Origin of the sequence: Reyranella sp. (genome assembly GCF_050185545.1) — a bacterium.
In the GTDB taxonomy this organism is placed as follows: Bacteria; Pseudomonadota; Alphaproteobacteria; order Reyranellales; family Reyranellaceae; genus Reyranella.
The window spans coordinates 5,753-26,753 of record NZ_JBFWZI010000050.1 but is presented as its reverse complement, the minus strand read 5'-3'; the positions used below and the strand labels follow the sequence as shown (position 1 = coordinate 26,753).

Sequence of the window (21,001 nt, the reverse complement as noted above, 5' to 3'; positions counted from 1 at the left end):
AGCGCTCCTGCTCGCCCTCCTGCTGCCGGCGTGTTCCTCGGGCATGGAACGATGAAGCAGAACGCTCATGACGCTACCCTGAAACGCCATCTGGTTGGTTGCACGTTTTTCCAGCTCGCGTCGGATAGTTCCGCCGCCGTCGCGAGGTTCCTGGCGCTGTGGACGCCGCAGCGGTGACGATGGCGCCGGGTCTGTGGACATTCCGCCGGGCAAGTCCTAAGTAGCGCCGCATGTCGCTCATCAAAGGTGAAACCGGCGAGTGGGAAATCGTGCTGGGGCTGGAAGTGCACGCCCAGGTGATTTCCGACGCCAAGCTGTTTTCCGGTGCGCCGACCGCGTTCGGCGCCGATCCCAACACCCAGGTGTCGCTGGTCGATGCTGCCATGCCCGGCATGCTGCCGGTGATCAACCGGCGCTGCGTCGAGCAAGCCGTCCGCACTGGACTCGGCCTGAACGCCAAGGTCAACCTGCACTCGGTATTCGACCGCAAGAACTACTTCTATGCCGACCTGCCGGCGGGCTACCAGATCTCGCAGTACAAGGACCCGATCGTGGGCGAGGGCGAGATCGAGATCGACCTGCCCGACGGCAAGACGCGCCGGATCGGCATCGAGCGCCTGCACCTCGAACAGGACGCCGGCAAGAGCCTGCATGACCAGCATCCCAGCCAGACCTACGTCGACCTGAACCGCTCCGGCGTGGCGCTGATGGAGATCGTCAGCAAGCCCGACATGCGCAGCGCCGACGAGGCCGCGGCCTACCTCGCCAAGCTGCGCTCGATCGTGCGCTATCTCGGCACCTGCGACGGCAACATGGACGAGGGCTCCATGCGCTGCGACGTCAACGTCTCGGTGCGCAAGCCGGGCGGCGAGCTGGGCACGCGCTGCGAGATCAAGAACGTGAACTCGATCCGCTTCGTCAGGCAGGCGATCGAGTTCGAGGCACGGCGCCAGGTCGAGATCATCGAGGATGGCGGCAAGATCGTGCAGGAGACCCGCCTGTTCGACGCCGGCCGTGGTGAGACGCGCTCGATGCGCTCCAAGGAGGACGCGCACGACTACCGGTACTTCCCCGATCCGGACCTGCTGCCGCTGGTGCTGACCCAGGATCTCGTCGACGCCATCAAGGCGAGCCTGCCCGAGCTGCCGGACGCCAAGAAGGCGCGCTTCGGCAAGGAGTACGGTCTGTCCCCATATGACGCGGGCGTGCTGGTGGCGGAGAAGGAGACGGCGGAGTTCTTCGAGTCGGTTGCCAGGGGCCGCGATGCCAAGCAGGCGGCCAACTGGGTGACCGGAGATTTCTTCGCCATGCTGAAGCGGCGCGGCGTCGGCATCGAGGGCTCGCCGGTGAGCGCGGGCCATCTCGGCAAGCTCCTCGACCTGATCGGCGACGGCACGATCTCCGGACGCATCGCCAAGGACCTGTTTCTCGCCATGGAGGAGACCGGCAAGGATCCGGCCAGGCTGGTCGAGGAACGCGGGCTGAAGCAGGTCACCGACACCGGCGCCATCGAGGCCGCCATCAAGGCCGTGATCGACGCCAATCCGGGGCAGGTCGCAGCCTACAAGGCCAAGCCCGCCCTGTTCGGCTGGTTCGTCGGCCAGGTGATGAAGTCGACCGGCGGCAAGGCCAACCCCAAGGCGGTCAACGAGCTCCTGAAGAAGGCGCTGGACGCCTAGAGCTGGTGCTGGCGGCCGGTTCTTCCGGCTGCCGCGGCGCCTGCGGCGCGTGAACTTCGGATGCGTCGACCTTGGCCCGCTGCTCGGCCGGCCGCGTGGCGCGGGTCAGGTTGAAGGCGGTGTTGATCAGGCCGACATGCGAGAAGGCCTGCGGGTAGTTGCCGATCAGCCGGCGCTGGCCGGTGTCGTACTCCTCGGCCAGCAACCCGAGATCATTGCGCAACAGCAGCAGGCGTTCGAAGAGCTTGCGGGCCTCGTCGTGCCGTCCGATCGACACATAAGCGTCGGCAAGCCAGAAGCTGCAGGCCAGGAAGACGCCTTCGCCCGGTTCGAGCCCGTCGTCGCTCTCGTGGGTGTTGTAGCGACGGACGAACCCGTCGACCAGGAGCGCGCGCTCGATCGCTTCGACCGTGCCGCGGTACCGCGGATCGCTCGGCGCGATGAAGCCGACCTGGGCCAACAGGAGCAGACTGGCGTCAAGGGTCGTCTCGCCATAGGCGGCGCGGAAGCTGTTGCGGGTACAGTCGAACCCCAGGTCGCAGATCTCCTCGTGGATCTCGGCGCGCGTCCGCCGCCAATCCTCGATTGGACCGGGAAGGCCGTGCTGCTCGACCGCCTCGATCGCACGATCGAAGGTGACCCAGGCCATCACCTTGGAATAGGTGAAGTGACGCAGCGGACCCCGGCTTTCCCAGATGCCGTTGTCGGGTTCCTTCCAGCACGAGCCTACATGCTTCACCAGCTCGCGCTGCAGCGCCCAGCCGCTTTCGGAAGGCGCCAGGCCGCCTTTGCGCGCCTGGGCGAAGGTGTCCATCAACTCGCCGTAGACGTCGAGCTGGAACTGCAGGTGCGCGGCGTTGCCGATGCGAACCGGCTTCGACCCGAGATAGCCGGGCAGCCAAGCGACCTCCCATTCGGTCAATCGCCGCTCACCCATCAAGCCGTACATTATCTGCATCTCGGCCGGGCTGCCGGCGACGGCGCGCTGTAGCCAATCGCGCCAGGCTGCCGCCTCGTCGTACACGCCGGCGTCCATCAGGGCGAGCAGGGTGAGGGTGGAATCGCGGATCCAGCAGTAGCGGTAGTCCCAATTGCGCTTGCCGCCCGCGCGCTCGGGCAGCGATGTCGTGGGCGCCGCCACGATGCCGCCGCTCGGCACGAAGGTCAGCGCCTTGAGCGTAATCAGGGACCGCTGGATCGCCTCGACATATTCCCCGCTGCACCGCGTGCGCGCTGTCCATTTGCGCCAGAATCCTTCGCAGTCCGCCATCGCCTTCGGCCAATCGAGCGGTTCGGGAACCGGCAGATGCGAAGGGCAATAGCTCAGCACGAACGGTACCGTCTGTCCCGCGTGCGCGGTAAAATGAGCGGCCGTCTTGAAGTTCTCGCCCCAATGCGCCACTGGCGTTCGCAGGACCGTCATGTCGGGACCGGCGACGGCACGGAGGGTGCCGTCCTCCATGCGGCTCACCCAGGGCGTCGCGAGCCCGTATCCGAAGCGCAGCACCAGCTCCATGCACATGTGAACTTCGCCGGCGTCGCCGCGCACGAGGCGAATCAGGTCGGAGGTCGTGCCGCGCACCAGCATGAAGTCGACGAGCGTGGCCGTGCCCGTTTCGGTCCTGAAGGTGGTTTCAAGGATCAGCGTCCCCGGGCGATAGCGCCGCGCGACCTGCCGGCATTCATCAGACGCAGTCATCAGCCATCGCCCGTTCGACGGCTTGCCGAGCAGGGCCGCGAAGCAGGCATCCGAATCGAAGCGCGGCCAGCACAGCCAATCGATCGATCCATCGCCACCGACCAGCGCCGCGGTGTGGCAGTCTCCGATCAGGCCATAGCTTTCGATCGGCGCGTTCAAGCCGGAAGGTCCTCGAAGAGGAGTACGACCTTGATGTCGCCGCGCCGCTTCTCGAAGGCTTCCCGCCAGCGGGGCAGCGGAACCTGTCGCGTGATCAGGCCGCCGAGCCACGCCGGATCCGCCGACGCCAGGGAGGTCATCGCGGCTTCGTAGTGCCGTCGATTGGCGTTGACCGATCCGAACACCACCTCGTTCTGCAGCACCAGGCGGCGGTTGAAATCGCCGCCATCGAACGGCTGCATGGTGCCGGCAGCCGAGAGTCCGGTGAGGCAGGCGATGCCTTCGCCATCGAGGTGCGAGATCACGTCGAGGACGAGCTGGGGCGCCCCGGTGCATTCCACGATGATGTCCACGGACAGATCGGTCGGCAGGACAAGCGGATGGTAGGTGCCGCCGAGGGCGTGCACGAGGTCGGGTTTCGCACCCGAGTCGGCATGATCCATGACGTGCAGGGCGAAGCCGCGTTGAACGGCCATCAGCGCGGCAATCAGGCCGACGGGTCCGGCTCCCGTGACGAGGACGGACTTCGGTCGCCAGCTGCGGCTGCGCCGGCCGATCCGCTCGATCTGGTCCCATGCCTTGGCGAGCACGCTGGCGGGCTCGAGCAGGACGCCCAGCCTGCCCAGAGCAGGGGCGATCTTCACCGTGTAGGCTGGATCGAGCCGGAATCGTTCGGCTGCGTAACCGTCGAGCGACTTGATCCCGCTTTCGGTGTAGCGGCCGTTGTGGCACATGTCCCATTCGCCGGCGGCGCACGCGACGCAGGGCACGGGGTCGGGGCGGCGGACGATGCCGGCCACCAGATCGCCGACCGCGAAGCCGCTGTCGCCGGGCGCTTTGAGGACGCGGCCCAGCGATTCGTGGCCGAGCACGAGACGCGTAGCGCCGGGCGGCGCGAAGCCGTAGGCACCGGAGATGATCTCACGGTCGGTGCCGCACACGCCCAGGGCGACCGCCTGGATCAGCAGGCTGGACGGATCTGACGTTGGTTCAGGTCGCTCCTCCAGCTGCACCGAATTCGCAATTCCTGGCTCGACAGTGATGGCTCTCACGGCTCTGCCGCTTGTCTCTGTGATGCTGCTGCCAAGAACGCATCACGACGTGAGGAAGTTCCTCGGGCTTCCCTGCGAGCGGCGCCGGCATGCTAGGCTTGCGCGAACGAAAGCGAGGAAAGATGACGGCGAAGCTCTACGCCATGACCTGCGGGCGTCTCGTCGGCCGGCTGAAGGACATGATCGAAGGCGAGGACGGCCAGGTCACCCTGCCTATTCCGTCCTACCTGATCGAGCATCCCAAGGGTCGAGCGGTGTTCGATACAGGGATGCATCCGCAATGCCGGACCGATGCTGCCGGCCGCATGGGGGAACGCGTCGCGCGCATCTTCGGGTTCGAACAGTATGGCCCCGAGGACGACGTGAAGTCGCGACTTGAATCGATCGACCGCGATCCCCGAAAGGTCGACTTCATCGTCAATTCACACCTCCACTTCGACCATGTCGGGGGCAACGAGCTGGTGCCCAACGCGACGATGGTGGTTCAGAAGCGCGAATGGCAGGCGGCCCAGGATCCCGAGACTGCAGCCAAGGTCGGCTTCTTCAAGGCTGACTTCGACCATGGCCATCCGGTGAAGCAGGTCGAGGGCGAGCACGACCTGTTCGGCGACGGCAGCGTCGTGTGCTTTCCCACCTATGGCCATACGCCGGGCCATCAGTCGCTGAGGCTGCGCACGGAGCGCGGCGAGGTCGTACTGACCGGCGATTCCTGCTACTTCTGCCGCACCCTGCGCGAGCGCCGCCTGCCGCGCTTCGTCTACGACCGCGAGCAGATGCTGGCCTCTCTCGATCGACTGGAATCGCTCGAGAAGGGCGGGGCCAAGCTGTTTTTCGGCCACGACCCCGACTTCTGGAAGGACGTGCCGCAGGCCCCCGTGCCGGCGTTCTAGCGGCTCAATTCTGCGGCACGAACTCGATCATGAGGCCGGCGGCCTGCTCGCAGGCGACCAGGACGCGGTCGCCTTCGGCGACGGCGAACGGCACGTTGTTGGCGCGCAGCAGGGCCTGCAGAGGGCGCGCGCGCTCGACGGCGACGGTGAGGCCGACCACAGCCGGCAGCTGGTCGGGCGTCATCACCTCCAGCGCCTTGTACTCTTGCTGATAGGCGGCCGGCGCCCAGATCAACAGCTCGACCGAGCCGGCCCTCACCATCACGCAGCCGTCGAAGATCTCCTCGCTCCTGGCGCTCCATGCCGTCCTGAGCGCCTTGGCCAGCTCGCGCGGATTGTCGGCGACGGCGTGGATCGCGATCAGGCCGAGCGCGCCGTTGGGATGAACGATCCATTCCGGCTCCATGAAGGCATCCGGCGTCTCATGGCGGACCGGGAACCACGGCAGCGGCCCGTCGTCGGCGCCGACCACCACTTGGGCATCGATCTCGAAACCGTCCTCGGTCTCCCAGGCATGGCTGCGTTCCTCGCCCTCGAGATCGCTGACGTTCAGCGCCAACGCGACGCGGGCCGGATCGCCTTGCAGCAGCTCGATGTAGTTCGGCACGTCGTCCTGGTCGGGCTGGAAGCAGATGCAGCGCGGCTCGACCTCCTCGGGCGTGAGGGCGAATCCCAATTGCTGCAGGGCGGCAGCAGCGCTCGCCGGATCGGTTAGTGTCAATGAAAGGTGATCGATGTCGCGCGCCGAGATGGTCATGCCCGCTCATACAGGCTTATCCCGGCGCCGCTCAAGTGCCATGCTGCACCGTCAATCCCGGAGGAAAAATGTCGAAGCTGACGCTGTACGGAATCTGGTTGAGTGGGCCGACCTACAAGGCGGGGCTTGCGCTCTCGCTGATGGGCCAGCCGTTCGCCTACAAGCACGTCGACCTCAGGGCGGGAGCCCACAAGCAGGCCGACTATCTCGCGATCAACCGCTTCGGGCAGGTGCCGGCGCTGGTCGACGGCGACCTGAAGCTCTGCCAGTCGGGCTCCATCCTGCTCTATCTCGCCGACAAGTTCGGCAAGATGGGCGGCGCGACGGCCGAGGAGAAGGCACGCGTGCGCGAATGGCTGTTCTGGGAGTTCGATCGTCTCGCGCCCAACATCTACCGTCCGCGCGCCATCAAGCGCGGCTTCGCCAAGGCCGACGACAACGTCGTCCAGCTCTACACGAGCCTCGCGAACGATGCGCTGAAGGTGCTCGACGCGGAGCTGGCCAAGGGGTCGTTCCTGGTCGGGTCCAACGCCACCATCGCCGACGTCGCCGTCTATGGTGACGTCGCCTATGCCGGCGAAGGCGCCATCGATCTCTCGCCCTATGCCAACATCAAGGCGTGGATGGAGCGGGTCGAGGCGCTGCCCGGCTTCAAGAAATACGAGGACGTGCTGCCCAAGCAGGACGCCGCCTGACGCGACACCGGTCCGATGAGCGCAGGGTGCCACGAGGGCCGGGCGAGATGGGGAAGGCGCGTCAGGCGGCGAGCGCCTTCCCCATCGTCTCGACGGCCGCGTCCATCATGCCGCCGATGACCGGCGCCAACTCCTCGGGCAGCAGGTCGATCGTCCAGACGACGCGGCTGCCGCTCCCTTCGGGGAAGACCTGGACGGCTGCGTTGTAGTGGCTCGGCTGGCCGTCGACGACGGCGTAGACCAGCCGGCGATTGTCGTCGTCGAGCGTGACCAGGCGCTCGCGCGCCACCATGCCGTTGAAGAACGTGAGGACGCGGTCGCCCTTGTCCATCCTGAGGTCGGTGAGGAAGCCTGGCGCCACCTTGGTATGCACCTGATCGAAGGCGCGCAGCTTCTGCCACACTGGCGCGGCGGCGCCGGTGACGAGGATTTCTCGTTTGAGGGTTGCCATGTCGTGTCTCCTTGCTGGGACCGGACAATGGTGATGCGACCGCGCAGGGTCTGGCGGTTTTCGGACGTGGTCGCCTCATGCTCTTCCGGACCGCGAGCGTCCCGCTCGCTCATGATGCTGAGCGAGCGAGACGTTCGCCGTCCGGAAGTCTCTGGGGAGCCAATTGCATGCCGACGCGTCCACGTCGCCAAATCAGATCGCCCTACTCTTCCTGAAGAGAGCTTCGAATAGCGGGCGAATCCGGAGAGCTGGAAGTCGAGTGTATCGTAGCTCTTCTGCAGCGAGGCGGTGCCGAAGCAGGTCTGCTCCCACTGGCGCTGGTCGAGCAGTCCGCTGTTCCAGTCGTTGTTGCCGAAGACGGTGAAGTTCGCCGCCTGAAAGGGAACATTGGGAATGTGGAAGCGTGAGCTCGCGCCGCCGGCAATGAAGCCGACGCACGTCTGGTCGTCGATGATGCCAGTGATCTTGGCCAGCCCGTGCCATTGATCGGTGTCGTCGTGGAGGGGCGTAATTCCGTGCGGTTCGCAAGTCGGCGAGAGTGATAGTTCGACATAGTGATTGGGCAGGTCAATTCAGACGTATCTTGTGCAACCCGGATTTTATTGGCCGACATAACACTGTCTGCAGCTGCTTGGCGCCTTCGCGCCTCCTGGTTGACCTTGAGATATGCAAAGCAAGCAGGCAGGCGACGGGCCAGTTTCATTGACTTTGCCCGGGCGGTGAGCAAACCTCGCCCGGACCCAATCATATGGGCACGCGGCCTTGTCGCGTAAAAAATATAGAGAGCAGGAGGAGATTGTCATGCGACTGATGTCAGCCTTGACGGGTATCGCGTTCGTGACCTCCATCGCGATGGCTTCCAGTGCCTTTGCACAGAGCGATTGCACCAAGACCGTGCCGCCCTCTCCGTTCGGCAAGGACGATCAGACCGGCGCCACCAATCGTATCACGCCGGCCGTGACCAAGGCCGCCGCGGCCGAGATCAAGGATGGGAAGGTCATCAGCCTGACCAATCCGCTCGTCGATGGCGTGCCCCTGTTCGGCTCCCGCTTCACCAAGACAGTGCTGACGGCGGGCGGTCTCGCGCCCGGGGCGGCGCTCGGCAAGAACGATCTGACCTACATGGAGGACACTTGGCTCAGCCAGAGCCATGTCGGCACCCATCTCGACGGCATGGGTCATATCGGGAGGGGCGACTGCTACTACAACCAAACTCCCATGGGAAAGAACATCAACCAGAACTACATGACCAAGCTCGGGCTCGAGCACCTCAAGCCCTTTCAAACGCGCGGTGTCCTCATCGACCTGGTCAAGGTCTATCAGCAGGCGAACAAGCTGAAGAGCAATCCCAACTGCCGCACGCCGTGTCTCGACAAGGGAACGGTCATCACGCCGGAAGATCTGCAGGCCGGCCTGAAGCTGACGAACACGACGCTGCGCGAGGGCGATGTCGTGATCCTTCATACGGGGTGGGGTGACATCTTCCTGCAGCATCCGGCGAAGAACACCGAATACAACAGCGGTGAGCCGGGAATAGGCAAGGCTGCCACGAAATGGCTGATCGACCAGAAGATCGTGGCCGTCGGCTCCGATACCTGGGCCGTCGAGGTGATCCCCGGCGAGAGTCAGGAAGAAGCGTTTATCGTCCATCAGATGCTGCTCACCGACAATGGCATCCATATCATCGAGAACGTACGGACCGATCTGATGGCGGCAGAGGTTGCGGCCACCAACCGAGGCACGTTCTTCTTCTCGATGACGGTACCCAAGGCAGTCGGCGTGACCGGCACGTTCGTCGCCATCGACGGCATCCGCTGACGCGGGCGGCTCCGGCAGGGTAACAGGCAAGTCCGGCGTTCCTGCGGGGCGCCGGCTCCGCCCGACCGTCGCCGCCGTGGTGTTGGAGTCCGGCCGGTCCCACACGATGGAGAACTCGCAGAAGGACATGCGCCGCGGCGCAGTGGAGCGGACAACAGGGATGACCCAGCGCCGCGATGCGAGGCATGGGTGCTTGACGCTGCGGGATCTTACGGTGGCGTATCGGAAGCGCGTTGCCGTGGAGGCTGTGTCCGGCGTCTTTGCGGCGGGTTCGCTGACGGCCATCGTCGGGGCGAATGGCGCCGGCAAGACCACGCTCCTGCACGCCATCGCCGGTCTCATCGCACCGCGCCACGGGTCGATCGAAATTGCCGGGGCAGAAACCCCTGCCGATCTCGCCTACCTGCCGCAGAGCGATTCCATCGACCGGGATTTCCCGATCTCGGTCCTCGAGTTTGCCGCGCTCGGCGGCTGGGCGCGGATTGGTGCTCTTGGGCGCACCCCGCCGGAGTTGCGCTCGCATGCCATGAATGCCCTGCAGGCGGTCGGCCTCGACGAGCTTGCCGGCCGCATGCTTGGCGAACTCTCGGTCGGGCAGTTCCGCCGCGCCCTGTTCGCCCGCGTCATCGTGCAGGATGCGGCGATCGTCCTTCTCGACGAGCCGTTCTCCGGCGTCGACGCGACCACGAGCGACGACCTGCTCCGGCTCATGCGGCGATGGCATGCCGAGGGCCGCACGGTGATGGTTTCCCTGCACGACCTCGAGCAAGTCCGCGCCATCTTTCCGGAGACCCTCCTGCTTGCGCGCAAGGCGATCGCCTGGGGAGAGACGGCGACGGCGCTGACGCCGGAGAATCTCGTTGAGGCCGGCTTGGCCATGCCGCCGCGAGGGCCCGGTCCGAAATTGCGGCTGGCGATGCCGTCCTGACGGCGCTCGGTCGACATGAGCCTGTGGTCCACCCTCGTCGCTCCGTTCTCCGAATACGCCTTCATGCGGTCCGCGCTGGTCGCCTGCATGGCGCTTGCCGTCGCCAGCGGCCCGCTGGGCACGCTGCTTCTGCTGCGGCGGATGGGCCTTGTCGGCGACGTCCTTTCGCATGCGGTGATGCCGGGCGCGGCGATCGGTTTCACGCTCGCCGGCAGCTCGCTCGCGGTCCTGAGCGCCGGTGGCCTGGTCACCGGCATCGCCGTGGTCGCGTTCATGATCCTCGGCACCCGGTTCGGTGCGCAACGCGAGGATTCCAGTCTCGCGGCATTCTATTTTGCGTCGATCGGTTTGGGCGTTCTGATCGTGTCGTTACGCGGCACCAATCTCGATCTCATGCACGTGCTGCTCGGCACGGTTCTCGCGATCGATGTCCAGGCCCTGGTCTTGATCGTCGCCGTCGCGAGCGTCGTCGTTGCCGTGCTGGCATTGATCTTTCGACCAATTGCCCTTCAGTCTTTCGATCCGGCATTCCTGCGCACCATGGGTGGCAGCGACAGTGCCTATCGCGCCATATTCCTCGTACTGGTCGTGCTCGATCTCGTGGCCGGATTCCAGGCGTTCGGCACGTTGCTTGCCGGCGTGCCGCTGCTCCTGCCGGCGGCAGCGGCGCGTTGCTGGGCGCAACGGATTGGCCCGCTGGTCGGCCTCAGCATCGGCTTTGGCATGGCGGCCGGTTATGTCGGGCTGCTCGTGTCCTATCATCTCAACGTGCCGTCGGGACCGGCGATCGCCTGCGCCGCGGCACTGGTCTACGCCGTTTCCGCTCTCGTGCCGGCCAGCCGCGCGCTGGTGGCGGCATTCAATGCAACCCGGGCAACGTGAGAGGGAAATGATGCGACACGGTCTTTCTCGGCGGCCCTTCCTCGCGGCGGCTCTAGTCCTTGGGGCGACCCATGCACGCGCCGCGGAACGGCCGAAAGTGGTGGCGACCTTCAGCGTGCTGGGCGACATGATCACCCGCATCGCCGGCGACAAGGTGCAGCTGACAACGATCGTCGGCGGCGACGGAGATTGCGAGCTCTATCAGCCTACCGCCGCCGACGCGCGCGCCGTGGCGGAGGCGCGACTGTTCATCATGAACGGCCTCAATCCGCGGTTCGAACCTTGGGTCGAGCCTCTCATGAAGCGTGCGGCGTTCCGTGGCACGAAGCTGGTCGCCACGCAGGGCGTGAACGTCATCATCGACGATCGGCCTCGGGGCGCCGTCAAGGGCCCGCAGGTCGATCAGCATGCCTGGCACGACCCGGCCAACGCCCTCGTCTACGTGGCCAACATCGCAGAGGCACTGGCCAGGCTCGATTCCGCCAATGCCGCTTCCTATCGAGCGCAGGCCGACGGCTACGCGCGCGAGATCCGTGCGCTCGACGCCTGGGCGAAGGGCGAGCTCGCGGCAATCCCGAGTGCGAAGCGGCGCGTCATCACCTCCCACGACGCTTTCGAGTATCTCGCTCGCGCCTATGACATCGAGATGACGCCGGCACGCGGCACGGTGAACGACACCGATCCCTCGGCAGAGGACGTCGCCCGGCTGATCCAGCAAATCCGCACGACCAAGGTGAAGGCGATCTTCATCGAGAACATGAACGATCCGCGTCTGATCGAGCGGGTGGCGCGGGAGGCCGGCGCAACCATCGGCGGTACGCTCTATTCCGATGCCTTGTCGAAACCGGGCGGCGAGGCAGACACCTACCTGAAAATGATCCGCCACAACGTTTCCGCCCTCAAGGCGGCGATGCTGAAGAACTGATCGATGCGCCTGCAGGCGGCCCGGCGACGACCATCTCCGGCCTCATGGCCGACAAGCTCGATTCTCGGCCCGACAAGCCGGCGCCTGGGGATGGCGTTCGTGGCTATCGGCGCGCTGTGGGCGGGCGTGCTTTGGGCAAGCCTGACGCCGCCACGCGAGGCGGGGCTCGCCACCCCGGCATCTTCCGGGGTCGCCGGCCAAGCCGAGACACCGCAACCCCAAGCGGCCGCGCCTGTCCCTCAACGGGTCGGGCTGCGCGCACTGGCCATGGCTGGCGAGCCGGTGGGCCTCAACGGCAGCTTCGATCGCTTCGGCCTCGAGCGCCAGACGATGATGCTTGCCTCCAACAACCGCGGCGAGACGGCGTTCTACGCCACTATTCGGCGAAGCCAGGCGGAGGAGGGGATGTTCCTCGCCAGGGCCGACGGGAAGATCGCCCCCATTGCGGTCGCCGGCGACCCGGTTCCGGACCAGGCAGGTCAACTGATTGCCGGCTTCGGCGAGCGCCCGGCACCGGTCATGAACGACGAGGGCAGCGTCGCTTTCATCGCCACCCTGGCCGGCGGTCGTGGGACAGCTGGCGTGTTCCTCGCCAGTGACGGCAAGCTGCGAACGATCGCTTCCTCGGGCATGAAGGCGCCGGCCATCCTTGGCGGGATCGGTGTTTTCGCCGAGTTCGAGGCGGTGTCGATCAACAGTCGCGGTGAGGTGGCCTTTCTCGCCTGGGTGCGGCATGGGCGCGAGACCGTCGAGGTGGTCTATGTCGCCCGCAAGGTGGGCGCCGTCCATCAGCTCACGAAGGTCGTCGCCTCCGGCGAGCCGGCTCCAGGCGGCGGCTTCTTCGCCGGCTTCGGCGCGCCGGTCGTCAACAGCAAGGGCGCCATCGCCTTTCCCGCCGTGGTCAAGCAGGGCCCGGCGCTTGGCGCCATATTCATCGCGCCGGCCGAGGCGCCGGCGTATTTCTTCCTCGGCACGGGCGATCCGGCACCGACCGGCGGCATCTTCGCGCGGTTCTCCGAAAGGATCGGTTTCGACGATTCCGGTCGCGTCGCCTTCGGCGCCTTCATCAACGGGAAGGGGCCGGATTTCGGCATCTTTATTGCCGACGGCGTCGATCGACGGGCGATCGCGGCGAGGGGGCAGGCAGCGCCGGGCGGTGGACTCTATGCATCGTTCGGTGCCTGGCCTGCCATGAGCCATACCGGCGAGTTGGCGTTCGTCGCTGCAACCGACCAGGGACATGCCTTCGATGGCGTCTTCCTGATGAGTGCCGCCGGCACGGTGACGCGAGTCATCATGCCGCATGACCCGCTGATGGATGGCGGAAAGCTCGCGTCCCTCGGGCTCTATCCGACCGCGGCGGTTGCGTCGGATGGATCCGTCAGTTTCCTGGGCATCATCGAACGCGACGGCGAAGAGGCCAACGCAGTCCTGCGCTACGGCCTCGCCCCGACAAATCCTCGATGACGTCGACCTGGTCAGTTGATGTCTATCGGCGGGTAGATTTTGAACACGTTCTTCGCCGTCACCAGGACGTGGCCGGTGAATGAGCGTGGCGGCACGTGCTCGCCCTGTAGCATCTTCAAGGCCAAAGGCAGGATCTCGCTGCCGTAACGATCGAGAAAATATGCCACCGAGCCCAGCACTATACTGTTGCGGTTGCTCGGATCGATCGCCTTGTTGGCGGTTGTGCCGCCGTGGATCGTGGGATCGCAGCCCTGACTTACGATCACGGTGTCGGGAACGCGACCCGCGGTCTCGGCCGCGAGCTTCGCGGCCAGCGCCGTCATGTCGTCGAGGGTTGCCAGGAGGACCATCGCGCCGGTCTCCTTGGCCAGGAAGCGCCGCAATTGCGCCTGTGCCTCGGCAAAGTTTCCGCCGCTGTCGAGCTGGACGGGCACCAGGTCCGGAAGGCGCTGACGCAGACCCTCGGTTATGCCGGCGATGCGATCTTGGACGTTCTTCGATGGATCCTTGGCCGCTCCCAGGATGGCGGCAGCAAGCAGGCGGCCGCGCCACGTCGTCAGCGCGAATTTGCCCAGCGCGTCGCCGGCGAGGCGGCCGGCCTCGCGATTGTCCGCCGCGTAAAGTGGGGCGTTGCCGACCGGGAAGCCGACCGCCAGAACAGGAATTCGCGCACCGGCCAGCCGCAGGGCGACCTCCTCGTTTGCCGCCGGATCGTCGCAGTATTGAATGTAGAGGTCGACTTTGCGCCGCACGGCGTCTTCGGCATTGGCGATGGACTTGGCCCGGTCGTGCGCATTGTCGTAGAGCACCAGGTCGATCGGCAGAGAGCGTGCGCCAAGCGTGAAGCTCGCGCGAACGTTTTCGCCGGTAAAGCCGAGCCCTTCGATTCGTGCACCGGGATCGTCGGTGAGGTTGGCGAATCCGATCGTGAAGCGGCGCTCTCCAGCAACGGCGCGTCCTGGCGCTGCCAGAGCGGTGACCGCGGCGAGGTGCAAGAATGCGCGGCGCCGCGGAAGAGACGCCGTCCTGGTCATGATCATCTTCGAATCGAGCGGGTTCATTGAGGCACACCCATGCTGCCAACCGTAGAGGTAACCGCTGACACTGCATTCTACAATGATATGCTGCCGACTTGCGTAGGCGATGCGTGGGAGCAGGGCATGGGAGCGCGTCCGCAATGACCAGGCTGGCCGGCGCCTGGCTTGTTCTCGTGCTGTCGTTCTCCTCGGCGTCGGCCCACGTCACCAGCACGGGGATCGCCACGCTCGATGTCGACGCCAGCACCTTGCGCTATCGATTGGCCGTCATCGCCAGCGAGGTCGACTACCATGGCGGCCGCCTGCTGGCCGAGGCGGCTGCAGGCGACCGTGGCGCCGTGGATCGCGTGACCGGCTTCGCGCGCGACTATGCCCGCTTCTCGATCGACGGCGAGGCCTGCCAGCCCGGCGCGGTGGCGATCCGGACGGCCGGCGCCGCCGACAAGGTCGCTCTCGAGATGACCCTGGCGTGCCCCAGGTCGATCGGCGTGCTCGCCATTCGCGATGAATGGCCCGATCTCATGGGGGCGCACTTCCAGACCGTGCTGAGCGTACGCATTCCCGGCCGTCGGTCGTTCGAGTTGGTCTTCCTCGAGGCGCGACGGACGGCGACGCTCGATCTCACCGCGCCGGTCAATACCGGCTGGGTCAGCTTCATCGCGATGGGCGCCGAGCACATCGTGGGCGGCATCGACCATCTTCTGTTCCTGGTGGCCTTGCTCGCACTGTCCCGTGGATTCTGGCCGACGGTGACGATCGTTACCGCCTTCACGGTCGCGCACAGCGTGACGTTGAGCCTGGCGGTGCTCGGCCTGGTCGACGTGCCCTCCCGCATCGTCGAGCCGTTGATTGCCGCATCGATCGTCTGGGTGGCGCTGGAGAATGTCCTCGCTCCGTCCGGAGCGGGGCGGCGCTGGCTGGTCGCGGCCCTGTTCGGCCTCGTCCATGGACTGGGCTTCGCCTCGGCCCTGAGCGAGCTTGGCCTGCCGCCGGCCGCGATGGTCCGGGCGCTCATCGGTTTCAATGTCGGCGTCGAGTTGGGCCAGCTGGCCTTCATCGTGGTGGTCCTGCCGCCGCTTGCCTGGGCTTCGCGACCGGAGCGCCTGCCGCGCCTGCCCAAAATCCTGTCGATCGTCGTCGCGCTCGTCGGCGCGGTCTGGTTCGTGGAGCGGATCGTCGCCGCCTGAATCGTTCTCGCGCGGGTTGGGGCGATTTGCTTTGATGGGCGCAACGAGGAGGAACTCCGATGTGGATGATTCGTGCGGCCGTCTTGGCGGCCCTGGCGATGAGTGTCGCGCTGCCGGCCGGCGCGCAGGGGATTCCCAAGGCGCAATCGCCGGAGGAGGTGGGTTTCGTGTCGACTCGCCTGAAGCGACTGTCCGATCGTATCAACGAAGGCGTCAAGAACAACGAGCTGCCGGGCGCCGTCGTGCTGATCGCGCGCAATGGCAAGCTGGCGATGTTCGATTCCTTCGGTTTCCGCGACAAGGAAGCCAAGGTGCCGATGACCAACGACACCATCTTCCGCATCGCCTCGATGACCAAGCCGATCGTCAGCGTGGCTGCCATGCTGCTGGTCGAGGAGGGCAGGATCACGCTTGCCGACCCGGTCTCGCGCTACATCCCGGCCTTCGCCGACACCAAGGTCTCGGTGCCGAGGAAGAAGGAGGACGGCACGGTCGAGTACGCACTCGAGCCGCAGGTCCGGCCGATGACGGTGCAGGACCTGATGCGCCACACTTCTGGCCTGACCGACGGTGCCGTCGGCGCCAACGTGGTGAAGCAGTCCTACCTCGACATGAAGGTCAACGACCGCGGCCAGACCCTTGCCGAGATGGCCGACAAGCTGTCCAGGCTCGCGCTGCTCTATCAGCCCGGCACGACGTGGGAATACTCCATGTCGACCGACGTGCTCGGCCGCGTCGTCGAGGTCGCCTCGGGCATGCCGCTCGACAAGTTCATCGAGGAGCGCATCACCAAGCCCCTGAAGATGGGCGACACCGCCTTCGAGGTCGGCGCCGACAAGAAGGCGCGCGGCGCCAGGCCGATGAAGGAGGGACCCAGGAACGAGCTGCCGTCGGTGCCCGAGGTCACCGAGAAGTTCGTCTGGCGGTCGGGCGGCGGCGGCATGGTGTCGACCGCGGCCGACTACGCGCGCTTCCTGCAGATGTTCGCCAACGGCGGCCAGCTCGACGGCGTGCGGCTGTTGTCGCGCAAGTCCATCGACCTGATGACGGCCGATGCCCTGCCGCCGGACATCAAGATGGGGGAGGGCATGGCCGCGCTGGGGGCGCTGGAGCCGAGCGCGCGCATGGGGCAGGGGTTCGGCCTCGGCTTCGCGGTGCGCAACGAGCAGGGCCGCAACCCGCTGCCCGGCTCGCCCAACGACTACTCCTGGGCCGGCGCGTACGGGACCTATTTCTGGCACGATCCGCGCGAGCGGATGTACGTCGTGTTCATGATGCAGTCGCCGGCCGCCCGCCTGCGCTACCGCTACCTCATGCGCGACTTGGTCTACCAGGCGCTGATCGGCAATTGACGCCCTTTTTCCTCCCCAGCTTCGCTGCAGCTTCGCTGGGGAGGTGTGGCCGTCATATGGCGACGGAGGGGTCATGGGCCGGGAGCGCGCCACTCCGTGGCGCTCTTGTTGTCGATCAGGCATCCCATGAGCGCCACGGAGTGGCGCGCTCCCGGCCCATGCGTCCCGTGTCTCGTCTCCTCCCACCGCGTCGCGATGGAGATAAAAACCACTAGGCAATCATCACTCCGTTAGCGCACACTGTGATTAGAAGAAGGCGACGACACGATCGCCGGTTTCATGGGAGAGATGTGCATGCCAGCGCAGGCCTGCGGCGACGCCGCATCGACGGGTTGATCGACCGCATGGATGGTTCGATCGATCTACTGCTGAACGCCATCATTTCGGGTCTGCTGATCGGCGGGTTCTATGCCGCCGTGTCGATGGGCGTGGCGATCGCCTTCGGTTTGCTGGACGTGGTCAACATCGCCCATCCGGCGTTCATCCTGCTCGGCTCCTACGCAGCCTTCATCGGCAACACGGTGCTGGGCATCGACCCGATTCTGGCTGCCCTGATCGCGACGCCGGCTTTCTATTTCCTCGGCATGCTCGCCTACCAGGTCTACTACGTCGCGTTCGAGCGTCGGGACGACCAGTCGCTGCGCGGCCTGTCGTTCTTCTTCGGCATCCTGTTCATTACCGAGGTGACGCTGGTGCTGGTGTTCGGCGTCGACTATCGCCTGGTAACGGCGCCCTACATCGGCGCCAATCTCAATTTCGGCCTCTTCGAGCTGCCGTTGCGCCTCCTGGTGCCGTTCCTGATTTCGATGATCATGGTAGTCGGCCTGCAGCTCTTCCTGTCGCGCACCTTCGTCGGTCGCGCCATCCAGGCTGTCGCCCAGGACCAGCAGGCGCTGAGGCTGATGGCCGCCGATCCCATCAAGATCAAGCGCATCGCCTTCGGCCTGTCGATCGCCACCGCCGCGCTGGCCGGCGCCTTCCTGATCATCATCCAGCCGGTCGAGCCGTCAATCGGGCGCGAGTATATCGGGCGGGTCTTCGCCATCGTCGTCCTGGGCGGGCTGGGCAGCTTTCCCGGCATGGTCATCGCGGCCGTGACGCTGGGCATTGCCGAAAGCCTGACTGCGACCTTCTTTGGCCCGTCCTGGGCGCCCGCCGTGGCCTTCGGCATCCTGCTCATCACCCTGGCGGTACGACCCAGTGGTATCCTTGGCCGATAGAGCTGTGAGCCCAGGCATGCGCGGGGTGCCCTTCATCCTGTGCCTGGCCGCGGCGGCCGTGGCGATCTTCGCCTGCGCCCGCTGGATCGACAACAGCTACGCTTTCTTTGCCGCCTATGTCGTGGTTCAGTACATCGTGCTGGGCACTGCCTGGAACATCCTGGGCGGCTACACCGGTTACGTGAATTTCGGCGTCACGGCGTTCTTCGCCATCGGCGCCTACTCGACTGTAGTGTTGCACAAGCTCGTCCCAGCGCTGCCCTTGCCCGTCATGGTCGCGATCGGCGGCGTTCTGGCCGGTCTGGTCGGCCTGGGAACAGGCTACCTGACGCTGCGCTTGCGCGGGGTCTACTTTTCGATCGCCACGCTCGCCCTGGCGGTGGTCGTGCAGACGCTGATCACCAACTGGGACTTCGTCGGCGGTGCTCGCGGTGCCTACGTGCTGCGCCCGCGTGTAGCGCCGCTGATCGGCGGCGAATATGTCCAGTACCTGTTTCTGATCATGCTGGGGCTCGGTGTCATCGTGCTCGCCACGGCGCGCGCAATCGAGCGGTCGGCGTTGGGTTACGGTTTCGCCGCGATCCGCGACGACGAGGCGGCGGCCGAAGCCTCGGGCGTACCGACGCTCAGGCTCAAGCTGGTCGCGACGACCCTGTCCGGCGGCTTCATGGGCATGGCCGGCGCACCGCTGCCCTACTACGTCACCTATCTCGACCCGACCTCGGGCTTCAGCCTGAACTACGCCGTTAATGCCATCGCCATGCCGCTGATCGGCGGCATGGGCAGCTGGGTCGGGCCGATCATCGGCGCGGTGCTGGTCGGCGGACTGCAGGAGTATCTGCGGGTCACGATCTCCTCGGCGATCAATGTGCTGGTCGCCGGCGTGCTGATGGTGGTGTTTGTGATCGTGGCGCCGCAAGGCATCGTCGGCCTGTTCCAGAGGAAGAAATGACTGCGCTGCTGCATGTCGAGGGGCTCGGCAAGCGCTTCGGCGGGTTCGTCGCGCTCGACTCGATCGAGCTCGAGGTGCAGGACGGAGAACGCCTCGGCTTGATCGGACCGAACGGCTCAGGCAAGTCGACCCTGGTGAACTGCATTTGCGGCACGCTGCACAACGAGACCGGCAGCGTTCGCTTCGCCGGGCAGGCGCTCGACGGACTGTCGGCACACGAGCGCACGCGCCGCGGCCTCGCGCGCAGCTTCCAGCTACCGCGTCCCTTCGGCAGCCTGTCGCTGGCGGAGAATTTGCGCATTCCCATTCTTTACACGGTGAATGCGCGCGGCGGCGCGGGAAGCCTCGGCGGCGAGGCGATTGCCGCACGATGCCGCGACCTCCTGGGGGAGGTAGGGCTGGCCGCCAAGGCCAATCGCCTCCCGCGCGATCTGACGCAGATCGAGATGCGCAAGCTGGAGCTTGCCCGCGCTATGGCTGCCCAACCCAAACTCCTGATTGCAGACGAGGTGATGGCCGGACTGTCGCACAACGAAGTAGACGAAATCATTGCGCTGCTGATCCGGCTCAACGAGCAGGGCGTGACCGTGATCATGATCGAGCACATAATGCGGGCTGTGATGGAGGTCTCGCAGCGCCTGGCCGTGCTGGTGGCCGGGCGCAAGATTGCCGACGGTCCGCCCAAGGACGTGGTGCGCGATCCCGAAGTCGTGAAGGCGTATCTTGGCGAGTAGCCTCACCATCGCCAAGATCGACGCCGGCTATGGCGCCGTGCGGGTCCTGGAGGACGTGTCGCTGCGCGTCGGCGCCGGCGAGACGGTGGCCCTGCTCGGCACCAACGGCAACGGCAAGTCGACCCTGATGAAATCGGTCATGGGAATGGTGCGACCATCCACCGGCAGCATCAAGGCGGAGATCGAGGGCACCGAGTACGAGCTGGTTGGCCGATCGACCGAGGAGATCGTCGATCTCGGCATCGGCTTCGTGCCCGAGGGCCGGCGGCTGTTCCCCAAATTGACCGTGACCGAGAACCTCATGCTCGGCGCCTTCCGGCCGACTGCCCGCTCGGCGATCGCGCGCAACCTCGATTTCTGCTTCGAGACCTTTCCCCGTCTCAAGGAGCGGGCTGGCCAGCTCGCCGGCAGCATGAGCGGCGGCGAGCAGCAGATGCTGGCGCTCGCACGCGCCCTGATGTCGGCGCCGCACATCCTGCTGATCGACGAGCCGTCGGTTGGGCTGGCGCCGCTTCTGGTGAGCCGGACGATCGACAAGATCAAGGAGCTCAAGGAGAGCTACAATCTCACCGTCCTGATGGCCGAGCAGAACTTCACCCAGGCAATCCGCATCGCCGACCGCGGCTACGTGATCGTGCACGGCCGCATTGCCTTTGAAGGCGAATCCGCCGAGGCGCTGAACAACAACGACATGATCCGCGAGTTCTATCTCGGGGCGTGACCTGCCCCATCTTCGCCTCCCCCCGTAGTCGGGGGAGGTGGCCCGTAGGGCCGGAGGGGGAAGGCCTCAGGCGAGGTTCATGAAGTTCCGACGTCGGGATTTCATGGATCTCGTCTGCGGCCTTCCCCCTCGCCCCGTATGACGGGGCACCTCCCCCGATTACGGGGGAGGGATTTGAGTGTTCTTCGGGTCGCCCTTACTTCTTCGGGTCGTATGGATAGATGATGTTGCCGGTCTTGTACTTGGTCGGCCAGAGGATGACCTCGGTTTTGGGATCGCGGAACTGGTCGACCGAATTGCCGCTGACGCCCTGGAACTGGACAGCGAGGACCTGCGGCTCGGCCCATTCGCCCTCCGCGTTGAAGCGGATGTCGCCGACGATCGTCTTGTACGTGT

General features: G+C 65.8%; 19 protein-coding genes and 1 pseudogene. 14 read left to right on the top strand and 6 right to left on the bottom strand.

The genetic code is table 11. The features are described 5' to 3' along the window. Positions 1–230: 230 nt before the first annotated feature. Positions 231–1,679 carry an Asp-tRNA(Asn)/Glu-tRNA(Gln) amidotransferase subunit GatB gene (gatB, locus tag AB7O82_RS15990; RefSeq protein WP_428540631.1) on the top strand — a complete coding sequence of 483 codons (1,449 nt, stop codon included), beginning with the start codon at positions 231–233 and terminating at the stop codon, positions 1,677–1,679. On the opposite strand, the gene AB7O82_RS15985 is transcribed toward gatB, so the two are convergent. Together AB7O82_RS15985 and AB7O82_RS15980 are read right to left on the bottom strand one after the other, a co-directional pair. Then, positions 1,645–3,537: a glycoside hydrolase family 15 protein gene (locus AB7O82_RS15985; protein ID WP_428540634.1), complete on the bottom strand. Its 1,893-nt coding sequence runs from the start codon at positions 3,535–3,537 to the stop codon at positions 1,645–1,647. The genes gatB and AB7O82_RS15985 overlap by 35 nt on opposite strands. Beyond that, entirely contained in the window at positions 3,534–4,589 is a 1,056-nt protein-coding gene (locus AB7O82_RS15980; RefSeq protein WP_428540637.1) for a glucose 1-dehydrogenase, read from the bottom strand. The genes AB7O82_RS15985 and AB7O82_RS15980 overlap by 4 nt, the downstream gene beginning before the upstream one ends. Before the next feature lie 122 nt (positions 4,590–4,711). Here AB7O82_RS15980 and AB7O82_RS15975 point away from each other — a divergent pair, with 122 nt between their 5' ends. Beyond that, positions 4,712–5,479: an N-acyl homoserine lactonase family protein gene (locus AB7O82_RS15975; protein ID WP_428540640.1), complete on the top strand. Its 768-nt coding sequence runs from the start codon at positions 4,712–4,714 to the stop codon at positions 5,477–5,479. A 4-nt stretch (positions 5,480–5,483) separates the two neighbouring features. Here the strand turns inward: AB7O82_RS15975 and AB7O82_RS15970 are convergent, their stop codons facing one another. Further along, complete coding sequence (locus AB7O82_RS15970; RefSeq protein ID WP_428540643.1) at positions 5,484–6,236, bottom strand: hypothetical protein; 753 nt, start codon at positions 6,234–6,236, stop codon at positions 5,484–5,486. Positions 6,237–6,304: 68 nt separating this feature from the next. Here AB7O82_RS15970 and AB7O82_RS15965 point away from each other — a divergent pair, with 68 nt between their 5' ends. Then, the gene (locus AB7O82_RS15965; protein WP_428540646.1) at positions 6,305–6,931 is read left to right on the top strand and encodes a glutathione S-transferase family protein; all 627 of its coding nucleotides are present in this window, start codon (positions 6,305–6,307) and stop codon (positions 6,929–6,931) included. A 61-nt stretch (positions 6,932–6,992) separates the two neighbouring features. Here AB7O82_RS15965 and AB7O82_RS15960 read toward each other — a convergent pair whose 3' ends face one another. Then, positions 6,993–7,382, bottom strand: a complete 390-nt coding sequence (locus AB7O82_RS15960; protein WP_428540649.1) for an SRPBCC family protein — start codon at positions 7,380–7,382, stop codon at positions 6,993–6,995. 801 nt (positions 7,383–8,183) lie between these two features. Between AB7O82_RS15960 and AB7O82_RS15955 the strand changes: the two genes are divergently transcribed. The 5 genes from AB7O82_RS15955 to AB7O82_RS15935 all read left to right on the top strand — a co-directional run bounded on the left by AB7O82_RS15955 (position 8,184) and on the right by AB7O82_RS15935 (position 13,402). Next, a complete protein-coding gene (locus tag AB7O82_RS15955) occupies positions 8,184–9,200 on the top strand; it encodes a cyclase family protein (protein WP_428540652.1) in 1,017 nt (338 codons plus the stop codon). Between the two features lie 214 nt (positions 9,201–9,414). Continuing rightward, on the top strand, positions 9,415–10,128 hold the full coding sequence (locus AB7O82_RS15950; RefSeq protein ID WP_428540655.1) for a metal ABC transporter ATP-binding protein: 714 nt from the start codon (positions 9,415–9,417) through the stop codon (positions 10,126–10,128). 15 nt (positions 10,129–10,143) lie between these two features. Next, on the top strand, positions 10,144–11,010 hold the full coding sequence (locus AB7O82_RS15945) for a metal ABC transporter permease (protein ID WP_428540658.1): 867 nt from the start codon (positions 10,144–10,146) through the stop codon (positions 11,008–11,010). A gap of 100 nt (positions 11,011–11,110) precedes the next feature. After that, positions 11,111–11,935, top strand: coding sequence for a metal ABC transporter solute-binding protein, Zn/Mn family (locus tag AB7O82_RS15940; protein WP_428619757.1), 825 nt, complete (start codon positions 11,111–11,113; stop codon positions 11,933–11,935). Positions 11,936–12,034: 99 nt separating this feature from the next. Beyond that, positions 12,035–13,402 (top strand): DUF7453 family protein, encoded by a 1,368-nt coding sequence (locus tag AB7O82_RS15935; RefSeq protein ID WP_428540664.1) that lies wholly within the window; start codon positions 12,035–12,037, stop codon positions 13,400–13,402. Between the two features lie 11 nt (positions 13,403–13,413). On the opposite strand, the gene AB7O82_RS15930 is transcribed toward AB7O82_RS15935, so the two are convergent. Next, the gene (locus tag AB7O82_RS15930) at positions 13,414–14,436 is read right to left on the bottom strand and encodes a sugar ABC transporter substrate-binding protein (RefSeq protein ID WP_428540667.1); all 1,023 of its coding nucleotides are present in this window, start codon (positions 14,434–14,436) and stop codon (positions 13,414–13,416) included. A 143-nt stretch (positions 14,437–14,579) separates the two neighbouring features. Between AB7O82_RS15930 and AB7O82_RS15925 the strand changes: the two genes are divergently transcribed. The 6 genes from AB7O82_RS15925 (at position 14,580) to AB7O82_RS15900 (ending at position 20,605) form a co-directional block, all read left to right on the top strand. After that, positions 14,580–15,626: a HupE/UreJ family protein gene (locus AB7O82_RS15925; protein ID WP_428540670.1), complete on the top strand. Its 1,047-nt coding sequence runs from the start codon at positions 14,580–14,582 to the stop codon at positions 15,624–15,626. A 59-nt stretch (positions 15,627–15,685) separates the two neighbouring features. Beyond that, positions 15,686–16,978: a serine hydrolase domain-containing protein gene (locus AB7O82_RS15920; protein WP_428540673.1), complete on the top strand. Its 1,293-nt coding sequence runs from the start codon at positions 15,686–15,688 to the stop codon at positions 16,976–16,978. 290 nt (positions 16,979–17,268) lie between these two features. Next, the gene (locus AB7O82_RS15915; RefSeq protein WP_428540676.1) at positions 17,269–18,198 is read left to right on the top strand and encodes a branched-chain amino acid ABC transporter permease; all 930 of its coding nucleotides are present in this window, start codon (positions 17,269–17,271) and stop codon (positions 18,196–18,198) included. Positions 18,199–18,214: 16 nt separating this feature from the next. Continuing rightward, the gene (locus AB7O82_RS15910) at positions 18,215–19,150 is read left to right on the top strand and encodes a branched-chain amino acid ABC transporter permease (RefSeq protein ID WP_428540679.1); all 936 of its coding nucleotides are present in this window, start codon (positions 18,215–18,217) and stop codon (positions 19,148–19,150) included. Next, positions 19,147–19,884: an ABC transporter ATP-binding protein gene (locus AB7O82_RS15905; RefSeq protein ID WP_428540682.1), complete on the top strand. Its 738-nt coding sequence runs from the start codon at positions 19,147–19,149 to the stop codon at positions 19,882–19,884. Before AB7O82_RS15910 ends, AB7O82_RS15905 begins: the two co-directional genes overlap by 4 nt. Further along, the gene (locus AB7O82_RS15900; RefSeq protein WP_428540685.1) at positions 19,874–20,605 is read left to right on the top strand and encodes an ABC transporter ATP-binding protein; all 732 of its coding nucleotides are present in this window, start codon (positions 19,874–19,876) and stop codon (positions 20,603–20,605) included. The genes AB7O82_RS15905 and AB7O82_RS15900 overlap by 11 nt, the downstream gene beginning before the upstream one ends. A 196-nt stretch (positions 20,606–20,801) precedes the next feature. Here AB7O82_RS15900 and AB7O82_RS15895 read toward each other — a convergent pair. Continuing rightward, a pseudogene (locus AB7O82_RS15895) lies at positions 20,802–21,001 on the bottom strand (branched-chain amino acid ABC transporter substrate-binding protein); the annotation flags it as partial.